We start from the raw sequence: 16295 nt of genomic DNA on the forward strand, positions 1-16295 counted from the left end.
GAAGCATGCGCTCGCCAGGGATGGCACTCGGCGGCGCATTGATAAGGGCCGCCACATGAAAAAATTGAAACTGATTGCCGTATTGGTTTTTTTCCCGCTCCTGCTGAGTCTGGCGGGGGGGTGGGAGCTGCAACGCAGCACGGAGGATCGCGAAGCCTACACCACCTACCAATCCGACCTCGCTCAATTCCGGCCGGAACTGCAGGCCATTGCCGACCAGAGCGGAACCCGACCTGTCATGGTGGACGTCGGCGACGGCGAGACAATGGAAGTGCATATGGCTCTGTCCCGCGTCACTGAGACGCAGGAAGACCTGGATACGCTGGTGCCGTTGACTAACGTCATGACCTGGCTCTCGACCGGGACCATTACCCTCGGTTTGCTGGCTGCTCTGGTGGGCGGGCTCGGCTTGCTCGCCCTTGACTGGGCCGGCCGGCGCGCCATGCATTCACGCGACCAACTCCTGCACAGCTTCACCCGAGTGAGCAAACTGTTGCCCTTCGTTCTGGTCGGGCACGTGGTGGTCATGGGCGCAGCGATCGCCGCCATCGTGGCGTTCGAAGCGCTGGGCGCATGGCATATCGGCAGGTTGTCTGCCGGCGAAATGAAATTCATGTTTGCAGCCATGATCGTCGTGGCAGGCTGCCTGTATTCCATCTGGCAGATGGGCACGCAGTTGCGCGTCATGCTGAATATGTTCCAGCCCACGCCGATGGACGTGATGGGGGAGGCCGTCACCGCCGAACAGGCTCCCGCTCTCTGGGCCTACGTGGAGAACCTGGCCACCAAACTGGGCGCATTGCCGCCGGATCACATCGTGTTGGGGATGGCGGCGGGTTTCTACGTGACGTCCAGCGATATCACCCTGGCGCCTGGCAACGCTTCTTTGACCGGCCGCACGCTGCACGTGCCGCTGGTGTACCTGGGCGTTCTCGACGAAGCCGAGACTACGGCGGTCATTGGCCACGAACTCGGGCACTTCGCGGGGGCCGATACCGAATTCAGCCTACGCTTCGTGCCCATCTATGACGGCATCGAGCGCAGCCTGGTGGTGATCGGTCAGACCCTGGTCGACAGTGAGTGGCTGCAACGCGCGACCCTGCACCCGGCATTCATGCTGGGCGTCTGGTTTATGGAAAGCTTCGACCACGCGGTGATGCACTGGAGCCGCGTGCGAGAGCTTGAAGCCGATGCCGCCGGCGCTCAAGTGGCGGGCAATCTCGCGGCCGCGTCGGCGTTGGTGCGTATTTCGGCCATCGATCCGTTATTGCAAGAGCGCCTGGACGCGCATATCAAGCAGGCGGCCCACCCAGTGCCCGGACATCTTCCGGTCGCTGATCTGCCGAGCACCGTGCTGCACGAGATCGCAGCGCTGCCGTTGACCCTGCCGGAAGAAGAGATGGCCACCCAGCTGCCACATCCGTCGGACACCCACCCATCGAACGGCGAGCGGGTCGCATCTCTGCAGGTCTCGATCGACGATGCGGTGCGCAGTGGCACGCGGCCGTTGGACGCCGCGCAAGCGTGTGCCGCGATGGACCGCTATTTCGCGCAACCCGATCTGTTACGCGGTCGCCTGACGGAAGATTATCTGAGCCACCACGTGCAGCAGGACGCCGCCCTCGTCGAGACGTTGCGAACCCACGCCGGCAACGTCAGCTGCGATGTGGCCTTGCACGAAGGCGGGCGTCTGCGAGGCCAGATCCTGCTTGTCATCAGTGCGCTGCTGGCGGCGACAGCGCTGGGGCTGCTACTCACACCGCTGATAGCGCCAGAAGCGGTGGGACGTGCGTCAGATCTTTTTTTTGCAGGCGGCGGCATTGCGCTCTTCATCCTCCTCTGCATGTTGCCATTTGGGTTGCGCTTCTACCGGCGCGCCCACAAAACCGCGCTGCTGCTCACGCCCGACCACTTTGTATTCGCCAACCTTAAAGCCCCACTGCCTATTCGGGACATCGCCGATTTCCACCTGCACGTGGGGAACGTCGTTCTCCTGACGATCCAGCTCGAAGACAGCGCGCCGTTGCCCGAGCTGAACGCTCGCTCATTCTTCGCGCCCGACGTCACGCTGAACAAGAAGAAACGATGGGTATTGTTGCCACTGAGCCAATTCTGCCGCGATGACAAAAAGCTCAAGGTCCCCGAGCTGGCCGAACTCATCGGCACCTACATCAACGCAGGTGCAGCGCGGCATGTGCTACAGCAGCGATTTGAGCAGGGTGGGGAGTTGCAGGCCGGATAAAGGGGGGGCTGAGAACCTGGCGTAATGGGCGGTGGGTTTAAAACTCGCCGCAGGGTTTGGTTCGTATCTCGCTGCGATGGTATTTGCTATGGCTCTGGTGGGCGGCGTCACCCTGCTGATTGTCCTTTTTGAGAAGTCGACAGGAAATGCGGAAAGCCCGCCCAATCCACCCCGTTGTTGCACTTGAGCTAATACCGCCTACCCGGCACAACGGCAATCGATCACCCGCTGGTCACACATCATGCCCATACTGATCCCATTCTTCAGTTGAGAACGGAGCACGTGATGACCCTGCAATTCAACGTTAAGGATTTCGGCGCTGTGGGTGATGGACATACGTCTGACACCGCAGCCATCCAGGCGGCCATCGATGCTGCGGCCAAAGCGGGTGGCGGTGACGTGTATATCCCTGCCGGCACCTGGATCGTGACCGGAGGCGAAAAGCCGGCCGACGGCGCGCTGATGCTCAAGAGCAACGTGTTCATCAAAGGCGACGGTATGGGCGCCACGGTGCTCAAGCTGGCAGACGGCTCCGATCAAGCCGTCACCGGCATTATCCGCTCGGCCAGTGGCGAGGCGACCCATGATTTTGGCGTGAGCGATCTGACCCTCGACGGCAACCGGGACGCGACCACCGGCAAAGTTGATGGTTGGTACAACGGCTTCCTGCCGGGCAAACCGGGTCAGGACTCCAACGTCACGCTCTCCGGTGTCGAGATCCGCAATTGCTCCGGCTACGGTTTCGATCCCCACGAACGCACGGTGAACATGCTCATCGAAAACAGCGTGTCCCATGGCAATGGGCTCGACGGTTTCGTTGCCGACTACCTGATCGACAGCACGTTTCGAAACAACCTGGCTTACGACAATGACCGTCACGGTTTCAACATTGTCACGACCACCCACGACCTGGCCCTGCTGAACAATGTGTCCCACGACAATGGCGGCGGCGGCATCGTCGTCCAGCGCGGCAGCGAAAACATTCCTTCGCCTCACCACATCACCATCGAAGGGGGCGAGGTCTACGGCAACGCGGCCGAAGGCGTGTTGGTCAAGCTCTCCAACGGCGTTGATATCAGTGGCGTGGATATTCACCACAACGGCACGTCCGGCGTGCGGGTTTATGGCAGCACCGACGTGGAAGTGCGCGGCAATCTGATTCACGAGAACGCGCAGAAGGCAGGGATCCCTGAAATCCTGATCCAGCCGTTCGACGATCGCGGCGGCGTTTCCGGCAAGCTCCATCCGGCTGACCACAACACCTTCGCAGACAACCTCATCACCGGCGGCAATAACAGCACTTTCGGCGTGGCAGAGGAGAGCGGCCAGACGGGGAGCAACTCGGTTTACGGCAATACATTCGCTCATCTGCAACAGGGCCCTGTGTCACTGCAAGGCAGCGATGATCACGTGGGGACCAACGCCGTGCTCAATGCCATCGACGGCGGGGGTAGCGCCGATTCCCTCAGTGGCACGTCCGGGGCCGACTCGATCAACGGCAAGGACGGCGCAGACACATTGAATGGCGCGGCGGGGGCGGACCTATTGTGGGGCGGCGCGGGGCTGGACCGGTTGATCGGCGCCAGTGGCAACGACACCCTGATCGGCGGGGCCGGCGCCGATGTGCTGTTTGGTGGCGCAGGTGCCGACCTCTTCCTGTTTGGCGCGGTGTCCGACAGCTACCGAACGGCGTCGGACAGCCATGCAGACCGTATCGCGGACTTTGATGCCGCCCACGACCACATCGACGTCTCCGGCCTCGGATTTACCGGCTTCGGCGACGGCCATGACGGCACGTTGAAATTCACCACCAATGCCGAGCACACCCGGGTGTATCTGAAAGACCTCGACCCTGACGTGCAAGGACATCGTTTCGAGCTGATCCTGGACGGCGATTTCAAGGCTGCGCCCCTTTCCCATTCGGTGGTGTTTGCCGATGCCCACACTCCAGTGGCGAACAGTGCACCGGCAACGGACCTGGTGTCGGTCGAGCTGGTGGGGGTGGCGCAGGCGCACCCGGAGTCTGGGCTCGTTTGACCCGGCGTCAGGTCCGCCCGGGGCATCCCGGCGGCGCTCGGTGACGGACTGACTCAGGCTCGCGCCTCGAACGCCTGTTCACGGCGCGTTGCCTGTCTGCCTGTTAGCGAACCTTTGCATCCTTCAAACCTTCCCGCTAAAGTCGGCCCCGGGCGTCTGCTGCGCCTGCGGTCCGCGCGAAGGGGTTTCCCACGGCAAACGTTGCACGATCATTCATTCCAGCTCCCGGCTTGTCGGCGGACCGAGCCCTGTAAGGAGTTGGCATGCCTGCCATCAATGCGTCCCGTCAACACGGTCTGCTCGACCTGCCTGCACTGCGTAAACGCGCGAAGCGTCTTCTCAAAGCCCTGAACAACAACGAAGCGGACGAGGCCCGGGCGCGATTGCGCGCGATGGGCCTGCCGGGCCCCGATTACCGGCTCGCCGACACCCAATGGCTGGTGGCCCGCGAGTCGGGTTTCGCCAGTTGGCCCAAGTTGATTGCCCACGCCGATGCCGTCGCCTTTGCTGCCCGTCATCCGGATTTCGCGGCGACGGGAGAGGCGACGGTCCAGCACTGGCGTTGCGGCAACGATATCGAGCGCAGCCTGCGCGTCGCCGGTTTTTCGGGTGCCTTCCAGATGTTTGACGACCCGATGGTGATGGGCCCGGTGCCGGCCCTGCCGGACGACGATTACTGGGCGACGCGGGCAGCGTTTGCCCGGCAGGCGTTCGGGCTGTCGGCCCGTGACATCCAGCAGCGCCAGGCGATCCAGCGCGAGGCGCTGGCGCGACTGAGCCCCGACAGCGAACTGGTGCTGTGGTGCGAGGCCGACGCTTACGATCAATTGTTTCTGGTCCGGCTGCTGGCGAGTTTGCCCACGGTGGCGCGCAGGCTGGAACTGATCGAGATCAACCGCGTGCCCGGCATCGAGCGATTCATTGGCATCGGGCAACTGGCGCCAGACTTGCTCGCCTGGCTCTGGCCGCAACGCCGCGCCCTGGGTGAGAACGCGCTGGCGCTGGCCCGCCAAGTGTGGGTGGCCTATACCGCCGCAGACCCCGGTCGCTGGGCTGATCTGGCGTCACAACACCATTCGGTGCTGCCGCTGTTGGGGCCCGCACTGGCCCGGCAGCTGCAAGAGTTGCCGGGCGCCGAGGATGGCTTGAGCCTGACCGAGCGCCTGACCCTGCGCATTCTGGCGGAGAAAGGCGAAATGGAGGCGGGGAAGGTCTTCGGTCATTTGATGCTGAGCTATGAGCCGCTGCCGTATCTGGGCGATAGGATGTTCGGCGCGCTGCTGAGGCCTCTCATCGATTCCCTTCAACCGCTGCTGCACGAGGCACCAGGGGGCGGATGGGCCCAGCGCGTTGTCCGTATTACGGCGCTGGGTGAGCGTGTACTGCGCGGCGAGCTCAACTGGCTCGATCTGGGTCCGGCCGAGCGTTGGGTGGGCGGCGTGCAGATTGTTGCCGATCGCTCGCCGTGGGTGGTCAGCGGAGCAGGGCGGGTCTGGCGTCGCTGATCAGGCGTGAAGCTTCAGCGACTTTTCCATGACGATCGTCCGCTCGGCACCGTGGTATTCATCGCCAATGCTCGAGTAGCCAAGTGACTGGTAAAAGCCCTGTGCGGTAATGGAGGAGGGCACGCGCAACCGACTGACGCCCTCGACCGCGGCGGCTGCTTCAACAGCCGCCATCAGCCTGCGGCCAACGCCCAGGTTTTGGTGTAGGGGCGCGACGAATACGCTGCGCACGGTGGCTTGATCGAGGCTTGCCGTGCCAATGACGTCTTCGCCGATGGTCGCGACGAATACCTGCCGTTGAGCCAGAAAGCACAGAACCGCCGGCGGCGAGAAACTTTGCTCGACCCTGGCGATGATGGCTGCGGAGTAATCCTGGCGATTGGACTCACGCAGCGCCGCGACGATGACTCGGCTGATCGCGTCTGCGTCCTTGTCCGTTGCCTTGCGCATCAGGCAATTCATGGGCAGTGCTCCCTGGCGTGCGGCGCGCAGCTTTTTTCAGTACGCGTTTGTTAGCGCTGCGGGCCGCTCAAGAGTTCAGTTACTGATCGCTCTCACTGTGTGGCTGTTCCGGCCCTTGCTGTTCAAGCAGCGCTTGCGTGACCTGTTCAATGTAATCGAATACCTCGGGTTGAACGGAGTGCTGATACTGCCTGCGACGGTTCTTGGAAACCGTCCCGTTGTTGGTCAGGCACATCATCACAAGGTTGGCCAGATCGCTGCCGCGCACGTCATAGGCTTCATTTACCGTGCCCACCACCTTGTCGTAGTTCTCAAGAAAGACCGTCTCCTCACGAAGCTCGACTTCCAGCGCTCGCTTCGCCATTTCCAGGGTAAACAGCACCGCTGAAGTGGCATCCCAGAAACGATAGATCGAAGCATCACCCGCGAACTCAAACGAGAACTGGCCATGATCGATCCACCGGACATCCCAGAACTCGCGCGCCGGACGGGAGAAGTGCTGAAGCGTCTCCAGATACGAACGTTCTTCTCGCTTCATGGCAACCGAGACCGGCAGAAGCAAACCGTTTTCCAGCGCGCCCGCGCGGCACAGCGTGTGGTGGATCAGAAACCGGGAAAGGCGACCATTACCGTCCATGAACGGATGCAGAAAGACGAAACCGAACGAGATGATTCCCGCTGCTACCAGAGGATCGATCCGCCCTGGCGCCTCGTTCCCCAGGGCCATGAGACGCTCCATCAATTCACCACAGAGATCGGGAGCCGGCGGGACGTAAGTGACGCCAGCGGCGCCTTGCAGTCCGTTCGCCAGATGGTTTTGCTCGTGCCGAAACGCAGCGGCCATATCGAAGGGGTTTGAGATCGTTGCATTCTGCAGGTGGACCAGATAGTCCTCGCTCAGCGCAATACCCTCATGGGCCTGCCGAAGTAGCTGGATAAACTTGCGTGACTTGTCCTCGCTGGGTGACTCTTTTTCAATCGCAAACGAGTCCTGCGTTTCGTGGAGGTATGCCCAGTTGATTGCCCGGTCCATCATTGCTGACGGGAGGCTCTGCATGAAGTCCTGGGCACGCGAAAGGATGTCGTATTCAAGGAGTGCGACAATCTCCGGCGTGCGCTCAACGGTCGCGCAATAGGCGAGCGTCCCAATGCCGTTGAACTCAACCCGCCAGCGAGAATTGCGCACTCCGGGCATCGTCACGTACACGTCCGGATCAAACAGTGGGACGAAAGCCCCTCGCACTGGAGACTGCTGAATCAGTTCCTCTGCGGTAAAGGCTTCGCGCAGAAAGCAGGCTTTGCGCACGTAGATACCGTTAGGCGCTTTTTCCAGTTCTGCTTCGATACTCGCTGCAGGTAGTTGCGGCAGGGCCTGGGCCAGGATGGCAAGGTTGATGCCTTCATGCTTGAGCGCAAACAGTAAATGGCCCGTCAGGTCATCCGGCTCCGGCGCACTATTTGGCGGGACTGCCAGTAAGTCGCCGATGCGTTTGATTCGGGTGACTGGCTGGATTTTCGCCGGTCGGGTCACATGAAACGCTGAAAGCCGAAGCGACTCCTGCAATCTGGCGTAGCCCACTAAGCTCATGAGAATTCCTTGATTTTCAGCCTATGAGGTGCAGTTTTTCTTCAGTGCATGCAGAAAATCTTCAGTTCGACCGATTATCCTCATTTTTTCTTGATTGGATACACCCGTACTTCGACGGAGCTGACGGCCTGTGGGATGGCGCTTTGTGAAGTGTCAGATGATTCGAGGAAAGAACGGAGTGCGCAGCAAACACCGCGATGGCGGCTAAACCGCTTCCGACGTCGCGATACAGCCCAGGATTCTCAAGTACACGCTGACCGTCGTACCCGCCCCGGGCGCAGTGTGGATGCGCGCGTCCCCACCCGATTTGATCGCAAAATCCCTTACCTGAGCCAAACCCAACCCGGTGCCTTCGCCCGCCGCCTTGGTGGTGAAAAAAGGTTCGAAGACCTGACGCGCCACGTCCGCGGTCATGCCGGGGCCGTTGTCCCGCACGCTGACCACCAGGTAATCGCCTTGTTGCAGCGCTAAATCATCCTCCACATGCACCCAGCGCGTGGACAGATGCACATGGCCCGCACCGTTAAGCGCATCACGCGCGTTGGCGAGCAGGTTCATGACCACCGCGTGCAGTTGAGCCTCCATGCAGAGGACACCCCAGCCCCATTCGGCGAAATCGAAGCTCAGATCAATGCTTTCGCTCATCGAATGGCGCATCAGCGACTGTGCCGCGTGCAGACGTGCGGTGACGTCAATGCAGATGAGTTCGGGGCCGTCGCCGCGCACGCTCGACATCAAATACGCGATGAGCTGCCGCCCTTGTTCGACGGCTTGCAGACCGGTCTCGGCGAAACGCTCGACGTCGATCGGCCGCCGTGAGCGCAGGCGAGTCATTTGAAAGGCGGCGCTGACGCTTTGCAGTAAATTGTTGAAGTCATGGGCGATGCTTGCCGTGAGCATGCCCAGCGATGAAATGCAGCCTGCGTTTTGCAGCAGGGGCGTGACTTCGCTTGGGTTCTGCCGGGTTTGCTTGAATTGATCCTGAAGTTGCGCCAGATGCTGCGCGCGTTGCTTGTTGAGCAGTCGTGCTTCCAGCAACGCCGCGGCCTGTCGCGCCAAGGCCTGTAAGGCAAGAGACTGGCGCTCGCTGAGCTGACGGGTCCGGGTGTCGATCACACACACGGTGCCCAAGGCCAGACCACTGTCGGTGACGACGGGCGCGCCTGCGTAAAACCGGATGTAGGGCGGGCCGAGCACCAGCGGGCTGGACGAGAAGCGCGGGTCCTGGGCGGCATCTTCAACGACCAGTACCTGGGCAGGATCAAGAATGGCGTGGCCGCAGAAGGCCAGATCCCGGTGGGTTTCCTGCACGCCGAGGCCCACGCAGGCCTTGAACCACTGGCGGTCCCGATCGACCAGGGACACCAGCGCAATGGGCGCGTCACACAAGGTGGTCGCCAGCAGAACGATGTCGTCAAATGCTTTTTCACAGGCGCTGTCCAGCACATCCAGGTGTTCGAGCGACAGGACTCGCTCTTCCTCGTTGAAAGGAAAGGGGGCGGGATGGTGGGGCATGGGTGATCTGCGTGAGGGAATGATTGACCGCGCATCATGCGCCGTACCCCATAGACCGGCAAGGGCACGACCTTGCTGGTGGTCGGCGCTTCGTCTGTAAGTGATCCCGCCTACTTCAAAGCGCCATTTTGGATCCGGTGAAGGGCGTCATGGATGAGCCGTTATGGTTCTCCAAGCAGCATCGGTCGATCACCGCGGCCGCCCCATTCACATTGCTTAAATATTGCTGTGACACAGTTTCATGTCGCTTGATCAAGCATCCGACGGCGCTGGTGGCCGCCCCGGTATTTCGGGCGGTTGGCTGGTTCTGCACAAGGACTCATGAAATGAACGCCACCGTAATAACTGCAATCTGCGCAGCACCCACCCGGGCTCGATGCCGTCGCCCGGCGCTCACGCAATGACGGTGCTGATCACGGGAGTGGCCGGATTTATCGGCTTTCATATGGCGATGAAGTTGTGCCGCCAGGGCGTTCAAGTGGTGGGCATCGACAACCTCAACGATTACTACAGCGTTGACCTCAAGCGTGCCCGGCTGGCGCAGCTTGAAAACCTTCCCGCCTTTGAGTTTCAACAGCTCGACATCGTTGACCGGCGGTCGCTGTCTGGCCTGTTCAGCAGCCATGGCTTCAGCGAGGTCATTCACCTGGCGGCGCAGGCGGGGGTTCGTTATTCCATCGATAACCCGAGCGTGTACGCCGATGCCAACCTGGTCGGGTTTCTTAACGTGCTTGAAGCGTGCCGCGCTCACCCCGTGAAGCACCTGATTTACGCGTCGAGCAGCTCGGTCTACGGGGCCAATACCAAAATGCCTTTCGCCGTGGAGGATGCCGTCGAGCAACCCGTCTCGCTGTATGCCGCGACCAAGCGTGCCAACGAGCTCATGGCCTACAGCTATTCGCATCTGTACCGAATTCCCGCCACCGGCTTGCGGTTTTTCACGGTGTACGGTCCGTGGGGGCGCCCGGACATGGCGCTGTTCAAGTTCACCCGCGCCATCCTTGCAGGCGAGCCCATCGATCTCTACCACGACGGCGAGATGGCGCGGGACTTCACCTACATCGACGACATCGTCGAGTCGATGAATCGGCTGCTGCCCCGACCGCCACCTCTCGTCGATGGCGTGGCGCCTAGTCAGCTTTTCAACATCGGGCGAGGCGAGCCAGTGAAGCTGCTCGACTTCGTCCGCTGCCTGGAGTCAGCGTTGGGGATCCAGGCGAAACGCAACTGCCTGCCTCTTCAGCCGGGAGACGTGCTGCACACCTGGGCCGATGTCTCGGGCCTGGCTCAATGGATCGATTTCAGCCCGCAGACAGGGCTGGAGCAAGGCGTGGCTGAATTCGTGCGCTGGTATGGCGATTTCTACCCGGGCAAAAAGCTAATGACCGCAAGTGGGTGGGCGTGATGAGTGAATCGGTGTTTGTGTCGGTGTTGATCCCGGCAAAAAATGAAGCGCAAAACCTGCCCTCATTGCTGAACGAAATACGCACCGCGCTGGCCGGCGAGCGTTATGAGGTGTTGGTCGTCGACGATGGCAGCACCGACGACACGCTGCGTGTTCTTGAGCAGATCAAGGCCGCCGGGTACGCACCTTTGCGGGTCTTGCATCACGCGGTTTCACTCGGACAGAGCACGTCGATCTGGCATGCCGCCCACGCCGCGCGCGGGGAATGGCTGGCGACGCTGGACGGTGACGGCCAGAACGACCCTGCCGACTTGCCCGGTATGCTGGCGCTGGTGCGCACCGCGGGGCAAAGCCAGGCCGAGCCGGTTTCGCTGGTGGCGGGGCACCGCGTCAACCGGCGCGACACCGCGAGCAAGCGCTGGGCGTCGCGTTTCGCCAATGCCTTGCGGCGTCGGCTGCTCCAGGACGCCACGCCGGACACCGGCTGCGGGCTCAAGCTCATCCTGCGAAAGGCGTTTCTCCAGCTGCCTTACTTCGATCACATGCACCGGTTCATCCCCGCATTGATCCAGCGCCATCACGGCCGAATGATCGTTCATCCGGTTCACCACCGTCATCGGCAGGCCGGCGTCTCCAACTACGGCAACCTGGACCGCGCGCTGGTCGGCATTTTCGACCTGATCGGCGTCTGCTGGCTGGTGCGCCGCACGCGGCTCAATACCCATGCCGAGGAGATAACCCGATGAACTTCACGCGCGAAACGTTGTGGCTCACGGTGGGGTTTCTCGGTCAGGCCGTTTTCACCGGCCGGTTCGTGCTGCAATGGCTGTACAGCGAGATCAAGAAACGCAGCGTAATTCCCGTGGGTTTCTGGTACCTGAGCATGCTCGGCAGTGCGTTGTTGCTGCTCTATGCCCTTTACCGCGAAGACCCGGTCTTCATCATTGGCCAGTCATTTGGCTTCCTGGTGTACCTGCGTAATCTTCAGCTGATTGCCAAACACAAAGACCTGAAGGAATAGCCGGTGCGGGGTGTCCGTTCTCCCGCGTTTCAATGCCTGGCGCTGGTGGCGCTTGCGCTGCTTCTGGTCGGCGCCGGCTTTGGCATCAGGCAGCCGCTTAATGTCGACGAAGAAAGATTTTTGGGCGTCGCCCTGGAAATGCTGCACAGCGGCAACTGGCTGATTCCTCATCGGGCAGGCGAAATCTATGGCGACAAGCCTCCCTTGTTCATGTGGACGGTGGCGTTTTTCACCTGGCTGACCGGCTCGCCCGCGCAGGCGCTGTACATCCCGGGCCTGCTTTCGGCAGCCACTGCCACCGCCGTGTTGTACGACCTGGGGCGACGCCTGTGGTGCCGCCGGGTAGGGCGCATCGCCGCGCTGCTGTTTTTAGCGACCTACCAGACCTACAGCATCCTGCGCACCGGCCAAATCGACAGCTTCCTGTGCCTGTGGGTCGCGGTTGGTTTCTACGGTATGGCCCGCCATCTTTTGCTGGGGCCGGCATGGGGCTGGTTCTACGTGGCGTGCCTGGCCATGGGCCTGGGCATCATCAGCAAGGGGGTCGGCTTTTTGCCGGCGTTGATGCTGGTGCCTTACGGCTATGCCGCCCGAAAGGGATGGCCGGGCGTGGTGCTCATGGCGGGGCAGGGGCGGCGCTGGGCTGCCGGTTTTCTTGTGCTGCTGGCCGGGTGTGCCGTCTGGCTTGTCCCGCTGCTGGTCTCTGTCTGGCTCAAGGGCGGCCCTGACCAGTGGGCGTACCTGAAGGAAATCCTGCTTCACCAGACCGGCGGCCGCTACGCGTCGGCCTGGGATCACCGCGAGCCGTTCTGGTATTTCCTGACGGTGATTCCCCAGTACTGGCTGCCCCTGGTCCTGGCCTTGCCCTGGCTGGTACCGGCCTGGCGTCGCCAGTTGCAAAAGCACGACGCCCGGGTCTTGCTGTTGCTGGGTTGGGTGGTCCTGGTGGTGGTGTTTTTCAGTCTGAGCACCGGCAAGCGCAAGATCTATATTTTCCCGGCATTACCCGGCTTGGTGCTGGCCGCGGCGCCGCTGATTCCATGGCTGGTGCAACGCTGGTTCGGTGGTCGACCCAAGGCCCGCGCGGTGCTGGGTGTGGTAACGGTGGCCTGGTTTTGCCTGTGGTTCGCCCGTGGTTTTATCGAGCCGTTTACCGATGGACCCAACCCTCACAAGGTCCTCATGGGTGAAGCGGCTCGACAGACTGACGGCTCCCAATTGGTGCTGGTTGGCTGGCGGGAAGGGCACTGGCTGTTCGCCCGCCAGCCGTTGGTCCATTTCGGGTTCGCCGATCAATCCGCCGTGGAGCACGCCGCGCTTTGGTTGCGCACTCATCCGGCCGCCTTTGCCCTGGTGCCGGCCGCTGAGCTGGAGCGCTGCTTCCTGGCGGACAAGGCTCGTCGGCTGGGGTCAACCTCGCGTGCCGAATGGTTCATCGTCCGCGCCGACGCGGACAATGGCCGGTGCGAGCCAACGCCGCCCGAACGGACTTATCACTTTTCATGGGGTTCTGACGCACTGTGACCCGTCCTGTCGACAAGGGAATCTGGCCACGGTAGCCGCAGACCCGATCGTTTCCAGCATTCACCGATGATCAAAGAAACCCTGGAGATCGGCCATCAAACCGGGCCCGGCTAACGTCCACCCCAACCGCGCCGTGGTTTTGCTGCTGTTGCTGGACATGTCTCTGCCCGCAAAGGCCGACAGCCAACCAAACCTCGCCATCGCTTCATCCGCCGACACCGACATGACGGGCAGGCCGAGCCCTGCGCCAAGGGTCTCGGCAATAAGGCGAAAGGGGATCGAGGACTCGGCTGTCGCATGATAGCGAGCGCCCGGTTGATGCGTTTCCAGCGCCAGGCGATAGAGCTGCGCGGTGTCTGAAACGTGCGCCGCGGACCAGCGATTCAGGCCGTCGTCGACGTAAGCCGAGATGCCTGTCTGCTGAGCATGCTTGATGAGTTCGGTGACCAGGCCCTGTTTCACCGTGTCGTGGATCTGCGAAAGACGCATCACCACCACGTTGAGTCCGCCTTGCAACAACGCTTCACCCGCCCGTTCCGAAGCGGCCCGAGGGTTGGGGTGCGCGGGGTTGAAGTGATCCTCATCGGCAGGCTCGCCAGGTGCTGGCGAACCCATGGGTGTGCCGGAGGTGATCAGCAGCGGGCGCTGCGAACCGTGCAGCGCCTCGCCCAGCGCCGCAATGGCCCGCGCGTCTTTCTCGCAGTTGTCGACGAAGTGGGCAAAGTCATGATCGAACGCGGTGTGGATGACCGCGTCGCACTGTTCGGCGCCGCGTTTGAGGCTGGCGAGGTCTTCCAGGGTGCCGTGATGAGGCTCGATACCGAGTGCCCGCAGCGCTTCGGCGCCGGGTTGTGAACGGGTCATCCCCAGCACCTGGTGACCGGCGGCGATCAATGCATGAGCGACATGGGAACCGATAAAGCCTGTGGAGCCGGTAAGAAATACGCGCATTGCTGAAAACTCCTTTGCTGAAGCCGGCAGGATGCGCGTAACGTTTATCGGCGTAAAAGACGTGACGTTATCAGGGTATAAAAACCAACAGGATCAACATGGCCAACCCGTCTGTTCATTTGCTGGGCACCTATCTGAAGGATTGCCGGGCGCGGCTGGACCCGGCGAGCTTCGGCTTTTCCGGGCGCCGACGCACACCGGGTTTGCGCAGGGAAGAAGTGGCCCAGCGCGCCAATATCAGCGCGACCTGGTACACGTGGCTTGAGCAGGGGCGCGGTGGCGCACCGTCGGCGCAGGTGCTGAACCGGATTGCCGAAAGTCTGTTGATGACCGAGCCCGAACGCGAACACGTGTTCATGCTCGCGTTCGGCCATCCACCGGAAGTGGTCTACAACGCACCCGAGGGCGTGACGCCACGCTTGCAACGTGTCCTCGATACCTTCGCGTTCAGCCCGGCCTTCATCAAAACGGCGACATGGGATGTGCTGGCCTGGAACACCGCTGCGGCGGCTGTGTTCACCGACTACAGCGTGCTGCCGGTGGGGCAACGCAACATCTTGCGGCTGATGTTCTGTAACCCCCGCGCCCAGGCCCGCCAGGCGGACTGGCACGCAGTGGCGCGTTTTATCGTGGCGGCGTTCCGGACGGACGCGACCCGCGCCGGCGCCGCGTCCGAGGTGACGCAGCTCGCCGAAGAGCTGTGTACCTTGAGCCCGGCGTTTGCGGCGCTGTGGCGCGACAACGATGTGCGGCTTCAGGGCGAAGGCACCAAGCGTCTGCGCCACGAAGCCCATGGCGTCATCGAACTGGAATATTCAAACTTTGCAGTGGACGGGCGCCTGGATCTGTCGATGATCGTCTATAACCCGGTGACTGCGGCCGATGCAGCGCGGGTCCGGGCCGTGATCAACGATCATTTGGCCGATGGCAAACATGCCCATGGGTGATGATGCCGGGTCAGTCGGGCTCGACAGGCGCGGCTGGATCAGATGTAGCGGCAGCGTTTGACTCGGCATTGGCCCCGGCCGCCAGCTTCAACCGGTCGGCCTTGCTGACATAGACGTCTTTGTTCTTCGGTGCGAGTTTGGCGCTGGCTTTTTTCGCGTTGGTTCTGAGGATCTGGTTTAGTTTCTTGCGACGGTTCATGCCTGTTTACCCGGTGTGCAGAGGGTGACGGTGAAAAGGCAGGCAGTGAACCAGATCGCGGATAAATCTGCCACACAAGTCCTCGGCGACGCGGGCCGTGGTGATTATCAGCATCAGGCCAGCCTGGCGCTTCGTTGTGAAACCCTTGCAGCAACCGCCCGACACTTATTCCATCCACGCACACCCTGAGAGAGCGCTCCATGGACCTTGAAGACAGCCCTTACGTGACAACGGTGCAGGCCCTTGAGGCCCTGTACGGCCCGATCGCGCCGCCGTCTCTGGTCAAGGAAGTCGACCACCTCCATCCTGTTTACAAGCCGTTCATCGAAGCGGCAACGTTCGTCATCTTGGCCTCGTCGGGCGAGGGCGGGCTGGACGCCTCGCCGCGCGGTGATCAGGCGGGCTTCGTGCATATCGAAGACAGCAAGACGCTGTATCTGCCGGATCGGCGCGGCAACAACCGCATCGACACCCTGCACAACATCGTCCAGGACCCGCGCGTGGCGCTGCTGTTTCTGGTGCCCGGCGTCGGCGAAACCCTGCGCGTTAACGGCACGGCGCAGATATCCATCGACCCTGACCTGTTGGCGCGTTTCGCCGTGGACGGGAAGCCACCAAAATCGGTGCTGCGGATTACCGTCACCGCCGTGTATTTCCAGTGCAGCCGCGCCGTGATCAGGTCAGGGCTGTGGGAGGCGTCAAAGCAGGTGCCGCGCAGTGCGCTGCCCAGCGCCGGGCAGATTCTTAAGGCCGTCTCGCACGCGGCCATCGACGGCGAGGCTTACGACAAGGCGCTGCCGGGCCGGATCGCCGACACGCTTTACTAAGACGCCATTGCGCGCGAGCGGCGAGCCGTGCCATTCGTTTCGGGGATGGTTTGCCACTGACTTGCGCCTTAC

13 protein-coding genes and 1 pseudogene are annotated in these 16295 nt (G+C 62.0%); 9 read left to right on the top strand and 5 right to left on the bottom strand.

Translation table 11 applies throughout. The features are described from left to right. Positions 1-55 precede the first annotated feature (55 nt). From VF672_RS07255 to VF672_RS07265, 3 genes and pseudogenes are all read left to right on the top strand, one after another. Positions 56-2242, top strand: a complete 2187-nt coding sequence (locus VF672_RS07255) for a M48 family metallopeptidase (RefSeq protein WP_331103119.1) — start codon at positions 56-58, stop codon at positions 2240-2242. A gap of 291 nt (positions 2243-2533) precedes the next feature. Beyond that, positions 2534-4045: pseudogene (locus VF672_RS07260) on the top strand (right-handed parallel beta-helix repeat-containing protein); the annotation flags it as partial. A gap of 497 nt (positions 4046-4542) precedes the next feature. Further along, a complete protein-coding gene (locus tag VF672_RS07265; protein WP_331103121.1) occupies positions 4543-5784 on the top strand; it encodes a DUF1835 domain-containing protein in 1242 nt (413 codons plus the stop codon). Here VF672_RS07265 and VF672_RS07270 read toward each other — a convergent pair whose 3' ends face one another. The 3 genes from VF672_RS07270 to VF672_RS07280 all read right to left on the bottom strand — a co-directional run bounded on the left by VF672_RS07270 (position 5785) and on the right by VF672_RS07280 (position 9349). Next, the gene (locus VF672_RS07270) at positions 5785-6246 is read right to left on the bottom strand and encodes a GNAT family N-acetyltransferase (RefSeq protein ID WP_331103123.1); all 462 of its coding nucleotides are present in this window, start codon (positions 6244-6246) and stop codon (positions 5785-5787) included. 79 nt (positions 6247-6325) lie between these two features. Further along, a complete protein-coding gene (locus VF672_RS07275; RefSeq protein WP_331103126.1) occupies positions 6326-7834 on the bottom strand; it encodes a Fic family protein in 1509 nt (502 codons plus the stop codon). A gap of 204 nt (positions 7835-8038) precedes the next feature. After that, the gene (locus tag VF672_RS07280; RefSeq protein ID WP_331103127.1) at positions 8039-9349 is read right to left on the bottom strand and encodes an ATP-binding protein; all 1311 of its coding nucleotides are present in this window, start codon (positions 9347-9349) and stop codon (positions 8039-8041) included. A gap of 400 nt (positions 9350-9749) precedes the next feature. Between VF672_RS07280 and VF672_RS07285 the strand changes: the two genes are divergently transcribed. Genes VF672_RS07285 through VF672_RS07300 form a run of 4 tightly spaced genes read left to right on the top strand, consistent with a single transcriptional unit; the run spans position 9750 to position 13299 of the window. Continuing rightward, positions 9750-10754 (top strand): NAD-dependent epimerase/dehydratase family protein, encoded by a 1005-nt coding sequence (locus VF672_RS07285; protein WP_331103129.1) that lies wholly within the window; start codon positions 9750-9752, stop codon positions 10752-10754. Then, positions 10754-11500, top strand: a complete 747-nt coding sequence (locus VF672_RS07290) for a glycosyltransferase family 2 protein (RefSeq protein ID WP_331103131.1) — start codon at positions 10754-10756, stop codon at positions 11498-11500. The genes VF672_RS07285 and VF672_RS07290 overlap by 1 nt, the downstream gene beginning before the upstream one ends. Beyond that, on the top strand, positions 11497-11775 hold the full coding sequence (locus VF672_RS07295) for a lipid-A-disaccharide synthase N-terminal domain-containing protein (protein WP_331103133.1): 279 nt from the start codon (positions 11497-11499) through the stop codon (positions 11773-11775). The genes VF672_RS07290 and VF672_RS07295 overlap by 4 nt, the downstream gene beginning before the upstream one ends. 3 nt (positions 11776-11778) lie before the next feature. Next, entirely contained in the window at positions 11779-13299 is a 1521-nt protein-coding gene (locus VF672_RS07300; protein WP_331103135.1) for an ArnT family glycosyltransferase, read from the top strand. Between the two features lie 60 nt (positions 13300-13359). Here VF672_RS07300 and VF672_RS07305 read toward each other — a convergent pair whose 3' ends face one another. After that, on the bottom strand, positions 13360-14250 hold the full coding sequence (locus VF672_RS07305) for an SDR family oxidoreductase (protein ID WP_331103137.1): 891 nt from the start codon (positions 14248-14250) through the stop codon (positions 13360-13362). Positions 14251-14348: 98 nt separating this feature from the next. Here VF672_RS07305 and VF672_RS07310 point away from each other — a divergent pair, with 98 nt between their 5' ends. Next, positions 14349-15197: a helix-turn-helix transcriptional regulator gene (locus VF672_RS07310; RefSeq protein ID WP_331103139.1), complete on the top strand. Its 849-nt coding sequence runs from the start codon at positions 14349-14351 to the stop codon at positions 15195-15197. A gap of 10 nt (positions 15198-15207) precedes the next feature. On the opposite strand, the gene VF672_RS07315 is transcribed toward VF672_RS07310, so the two are convergent. Beyond that, positions 15208-15396 (bottom strand): DUF2986 domain-containing protein, encoded by a 189-nt coding sequence (locus VF672_RS07315; protein WP_331103141.1) that lies wholly within the window; start codon positions 15394-15396, stop codon positions 15208-15210. A 200-nt stretch (positions 15397-15596) separates the two neighbouring features. Between VF672_RS07315 and VF672_RS07320 the strand changes: the two genes are divergently transcribed. Next, positions 15597-16223 carry a pyridoxamine 5'-phosphate oxidase family protein gene (locus tag VF672_RS07320; protein ID WP_331103143.1) on the top strand — a complete coding sequence of 209 codons (627 nt, stop codon included), beginning with the start codon at positions 15597-15599 and terminating at the stop codon, positions 16221-16223. The last annotated feature ends 72 nt before the right edge of the window (positions 16224-16295 follow it).

This window comes from Pseudomonas sp. (assembly GCF_036387035.1).
In the GTDB taxonomy this organism is placed as follows: domain Bacteria; phylum Pseudomonadota; class Gammaproteobacteria; order Pseudomonadales; family Pseudomonadaceae; genus Aquipseudomonas.

Coding starts and splice junctions, on each gene's coding strand:
- VF672_RS07285 (WP_331103129.1), top strand. CDS start 9,750: ATGACGGTGCTGATCACGGGAGTGGCCGGATTTATCGGCTTTCATATG.
- VF672_RS07270 (WP_331103123.1), bottom strand. CDS start 6,246: ATGAATTGCCTGATGCGCAAGGCAACGGACAAGGACGCAGACGCGATC.
- VF672_RS07275 (WP_331103126.1), bottom strand. CDS start 7,834: ATGAGCTTAGTGGGCTACGCCAGATTGCAGGAGTCGCTTCGGCTTTCA.
- VF672_RS07290 (WP_331103131.1), top strand. CDS start 10,754: ATGAGTGAATCGGTGTTTGTGTCGGTGTTGATCCCGGCAAAAAATGAA.
- VF672_RS07320 (WP_331103143.1), top strand. CDS start 15,597: ATGGACCTTGAAGACAGCCCTTACGTGACAACGGTGCAGGCCCTTGAG.
- VF672_RS07305 (WP_331103137.1), bottom strand. CDS start 14,250: ATGCGCGTATTTCTTACCGGCTCCACAGGCTTTATCGGTTCCCATGTC.
- VF672_RS07310 (WP_331103139.1), top strand. CDS start 14,349: ATGGCCAACCCGTCTGTTCATTTGCTGGGCACCTATCTGAAGGATTGC.
- VF672_RS07265 (WP_331103121.1), top strand. CDS start 4,543: ATGCCTGCCATCAATGCGTCCCGTCAACACGGTCTGCTCGACCTGCCT.
- VF672_RS07315 (WP_331103141.1), bottom strand. CDS start 15,396: ATGAACCGTCGCAAGAAACTAAACCAGATCCTCAGAACCAACGCGAAA.
- VF672_RS07255 (WP_331103119.1), top strand. CDS start 56: ATGAAAAAATTGAAACTGATTGCCGTATTGGTTTTTTTCCCGCTCCTG.
- VF672_RS07295 (WP_331103133.1), top strand. CDS start 11,497: ATGAACTTCACGCGCGAAACGTTGTGGCTCACGGTGGGGTTTCTCGGT.
- VF672_RS07280 (WP_331103127.1), bottom strand. CDS start 9,349: ATGCCCCACCATCCCGCCCCCTTTCCTTTCAACGAGGAAGAGCGAGTC.